The sequence below is a fragment of the Mycoplasma sp. 1890 genome (assembly GCF_053851615.1).
Window position 1 is genome coordinate 1 of sequence record NZ_JBSQAZ010000017.1, and the last position, 4,607, is coordinate 4,607.

The 4,607-nt window shown below is 24.6% G+C and carries 3 protein-coding genes; 2 read left to right on the top strand and 1 reads right to left on the bottom strand.

Annotation, left to right across the window (positions count from 1 at the left end; translation table 4 throughout):
• Window positions 1-19 precede the first annotated feature (19 nt).
• Window positions 20-3,289: an Mbov_0399 family ICE element protein gene (locus ACWXVO_RS03065; RefSeq protein WP_456002538.1), complete on the top strand. Its 3,270-nt coding sequence runs from the start codon at window positions 20-22 to the stop codon at window positions 3,287-3,289.
• A gap of 41 nt (window positions 3,290-3,330) precedes the next feature.
• On the opposite strand, the gene ACWXVO_RS03070 is transcribed toward ACWXVO_RS03065, so the two are convergent.
• Complete coding sequence (locus tag ACWXVO_RS03070; protein ID WP_456002541.1) at window positions 3,331-3,969, bottom strand: Mbov_0400 family ICE element protein; 639 nt, start codon at window positions 3,967-3,969, stop codon at window positions 3,331-3,333.
• 228 nt (window positions 3,970-4,197) lie between these two features.
• Here ACWXVO_RS03070 and ACWXVO_RS03075 point away from each other — a divergent pair.
• Window positions 4,198-4,607: hypothetical protein (locus ACWXVO_RS03075; protein ID WP_456002543.1), on the top strand; the 410-nt coding region annotated here is incomplete at its 3' end.

A 4,607-nucleotide genomic window follows, 5' to 3' on the forward strand; every position in this document is an offset into this window, starting at 1 on the left:
AAATTATTATCAAAATACAATGCTACCACCATTAACACAAAATTTGTTGCATACATCAAATGGTGTGATTGCTTCATATGATAAAGGGACAATTGCCGAAGCTTCGGTTGTTTCCAAGGGAGCTATTAAAGAATTATTGGGAGAAACTACTCAATATATTGTTTATAAATTGGATGATTCGCAAAAGAAATGAATACCAAATTTTTTAGATACTAAAACTTCTGGATTTTCTTATTTTTCTACGCCTGGATTATATCTATTTACTTCTGCAGCAAAGCAACAAATTAGCTCGTATAAACTAATTTTGATAGATGGCAGAGATGACGAAAGTGTCAATAATAAATTGTTTAGTGAAATAAAAGGGGACTTAACTTTTGTAAATAAATTATGAAATACAACTCAAGGTTTATTTTTCTTAAACTATATAAATAAAAATCACAAAGTTGATAAAGATAGCGCTAAAGCTTTAAGTTATGAAGAAATTGTTGAATATTGAAAAACTTATATAACTTTTTTAGCTACAAATCAAGAGCCAACAATTGATATAAAACCTAGATTTGATTTTTCAAGTTGAGATTATAAGTATGCTAATTTTGAAGAACTAAAAAAAGCATTTGAAAAAAAATATAAGTCAAATATACAAAATATAATTAGGGAGTTAGGTAATTTTGAACTTTCTAATTATGTTGGCTTGATTAATTATGAATTTGATGAAGCAACACAAGGTATAAAATTACGCTTATTTAAGTCGGTTGCTGATAGTAGATTTAATTTACAAAATCAAATTTGAAATTATGAATTTAAATTTAAGGATTCTTCTAAAAATGCACAAGATAATAGTCAAGGACAAATACAAAAAGATAATGGAATTAATAACAAAGATTTAATCGTTTTAGATTGAAACACGATTAAACTTAAAACCTTAGCAGCAGAATCACATAGTGGAACAGAATTTATACAAAAAGTAGATAATGAAATAAAAACAAATGGCTTTAAAAATATTGTTAATAATCCAAAACAATATAGCTTTTTAGAACTAAGCACTCCATTATTATTTTATAATAATGGAACTTTAAAAATAAGTGTTAAATTAAAAGATAAATATAAAAATAAATATTACATAAATAATCCTGAATTTGTGGGAACATTTAAATTTGGTTATAATGACGAGTTTGAAATTTTTGCTGGTTTTAATGCGCAAAAAATTTATTTATATAACGAAGAAAGAGAAGCCGTTATTGAAGAAAAAATTACAGAAATGATTAAACAACAAATTGCAAAATATAATGCAAAATTAGCGCTAGGAACTCATTATGAAATAGAAAATCTCAAAGAACTTGCAAGGGATTTAGCTCATAATAAAACATATGATGAAAGTAGTACATATTTTCCTTATAAGGTCATTGTGAGACCAAAATTGCCATATCATTCTTATACAAAAATTTTATTTCCAGTTATTAATCTTTCAAAATTTAACTTTGATGATATTAAATTTAAGAAAATGGAGATTGATTATGATGTTGATAATTTGACACCTGAAAAAGAAAACAAATTATTAGAAGAATTTAAGAAAAAAATAATTGAACAAATTAATAAAACATTTAGGGCTAGCACAAAGGAAATTTTTTACTATACCAATAATAGCGAAGACCAAAGATTATTTATTAGCGGTATTGAAAATGACCAATTAAAATTGTTATTTAGTCGAAATGAATTAGTTGTCAAAATAAGACCAAGCGCCAAATACTTAGCGATAGCAAAGGGAGAGTCAACCTTGATTGTTAAGAATATAAATAAGAGTGCTGATAAACCTTTTGATATAAGTAAATTGAATATTGCTGATTTAAAACTAAATGCTTCAAAACCAGATGTAATTAGAGAAGAAATTATAGATTATGTAAAAAGCCAATTATCATTTATAAATAATTTGCAATATACTAAGGATTATGTTATTAATAATATTGCCCCTGATAAAATTTTTAGTGCATTTAGAGCTAAAAATGCCCCAAAATTGCTTAACGTCGAAGTAGTGGGGCAAAATTATTGAATAACTAATAAAAAAGCCTTTAAAGCTATTAAAAAAGCGCTATATAATCTAAATGAGTATAGATGAACTAACTTTACAATTAATGTTGATGTAGATAACATTAATTCTTATTATGATAAGAAAAAAATATTAGATAAAATAAAAGCGGAAATAATCGCTAATTTAAATAATCAAATTAGAACAAATTTAAAAAGTACTAATTATAGTATCGAACTTGGCGACTTTTTAGTTGAACCACAATTGAGTGAAGCCATATTGGAAATCTTATTTTATAAAAGACCACTAAATTTAATAATTAATGCTAATAATCTTGATTTAGATGGTTCGTTTAATATACAAATAAAAAACATACATCCAAGTGCCAATAAACCTTTTCCATTAAGCAAAATTAAAATAAGTGATTTAGCTATTTATCGCAACAAAAAACTAAGCGAAGTCCAAAAAATTGCAAAAATTAAAGAAGTAATTAATAATCATATTAATAATAATGAACAAGTTAAAGCTTTAAATTTAAAAAATAAAGAAGATTATATTATTAGTATGAATGTGTATATAAACGGCGGACTTAAAAATCAAATTTATGATTATGAAGATAGCAAGAATGAGTGAATACTAAAAAGTTTTATTTATAATGAAAAAGTTAAAGATGGAAATACTATTTCAACAATAAATGATATAGAAATTTTACTTATTGCAACAAAAGGCAATAAATCAGAAATTGCGCAAAATAGTAAAACAGGTTTTAAAATTTATGGAAAAAATTTGGCGGGTGAAGAAATTATTGGACCAAAAGATAAAATTATTATCAGTCCTGATAAAGACATTATTAAAAAACCAAAAAATAGCGACCCCAAAAATAAGGATGATGAAACAATATTAAATCCAAAAGATAAAATCCTTATTGGACCTGATGAAATTATAGTTGTACCAAAAGATAATGGTACAAACAAGCCTGATAAAGATATCATTTTAAGACCAAGAAATGGAAATAAAAATAATCCAAGTGATAATATCATTTTAAATCCAAATGATGAAATTATTATTAATAAAAAAGGTGAAATTTTAATTAAAAAAAGTGGCGAAAATACTCTTAAACCCCTTGATAAACTTAAAGTTCCTTCACTTAAATTTAAAAAAATTTGATTGGCTTGAATTATTCCATTATCATTAGTCGTTATTGGATTGTTAGTATTTGCTGGTTGAGCTATTTATGTAAGATATGGCAAGAAAAAAATAAAATAATTTAACATAAAAAAACAAGGTTTAACCCTTGTTTTTATATTTTATAATTCAAGCTCTAAATCGTCATCATAATTATTTTCTTTTTCAGATTTCTTATCGAAATTATCAAAATTACATTCATTGCGGATTTTTTGTTTTTGCGAAGAATCAAGCAGGTTATAATAAGACACAGCTTTATGGATAAAATCTTTATATTTATTAATAGATCACTTTGATTCTCATATAGGGTGTTGATCATTGGCAAATTTACTAATTTCAAAAAATTCAAATTTACTAGCTTCAATATTCTTTTGTATTTGCAGCATTATCTTATCATAAATTTCTTGTGATAAAAAAACATTATTTTTTTCATTATCTAACTCATATAAACTAAAAAACAAATCTTTATCCATTACATTTATTGCTCTAGTGTTAATAACGCTAGGATGATTATCATTATAAATTCCATTTTTTAAAATGATGTTTGTTTTATCTTTTAAAGATTCTACTTTATTTTTTTCACTTAGAGTTTTAACGGATAAATAAAAAACTTTATCGCTAGCGATAAAAATTACATACGGTCTGTCGACTTTGCTAAAATCATGTTGAAAATATGACTGTTTCCCTATATTTCTACCAATTGGAAAAAGTGATTTCTGTTTATCTCTTATTTTTCAAATTGTTCCTTTATATATACTCATACAGTTCCAAATTATATATAAAAAACTAGCTGTTGCTAGTTTTTGCGCACTTTTTCTTTTTCCTTCGTTTTGCCAGCCGACCGCGGGAGTTGCGCCTCTCTGCTCACAATATGTTAATATTATATATCTTTTTTATGAATATATTAAAAATTTTTACGATTTTTCGTTAAATTGCAACAAAAATGAGCCACCTAACATATATAGTAAAATGTTATAGGTGGTCTTATTATGCATGAAATAGAATTAAACTATTTTCAATTAAATAGAAAACGAAAATTAGATGTTATAACTACATATTCTAATTTAACAAATAAGCAATTATCTTTAAAAGCAAAATGTTCAATATCAACCATAAAAAGATTAAAACAAAAATTAAGAAATGCTAAATTATGCAAAAAAGAGGTTAACTTAGCGCATGGTAATCAATGAGGCGATAGAAAAAAGATTTACAGTAATGATTTAATTATCAATAAGGGTTTGGATAATTCTTCTAATAATACAATCTATATTAGTGTAGATGATACATATTTTAATACTAAACAAAATAAAAATAAAGTAAGTAAATTTAGAACAAGAATCATAAATTTTTTTATGCTTGATAAAAACAAAAATATAATAAATAAGAATCATTTTTTTAT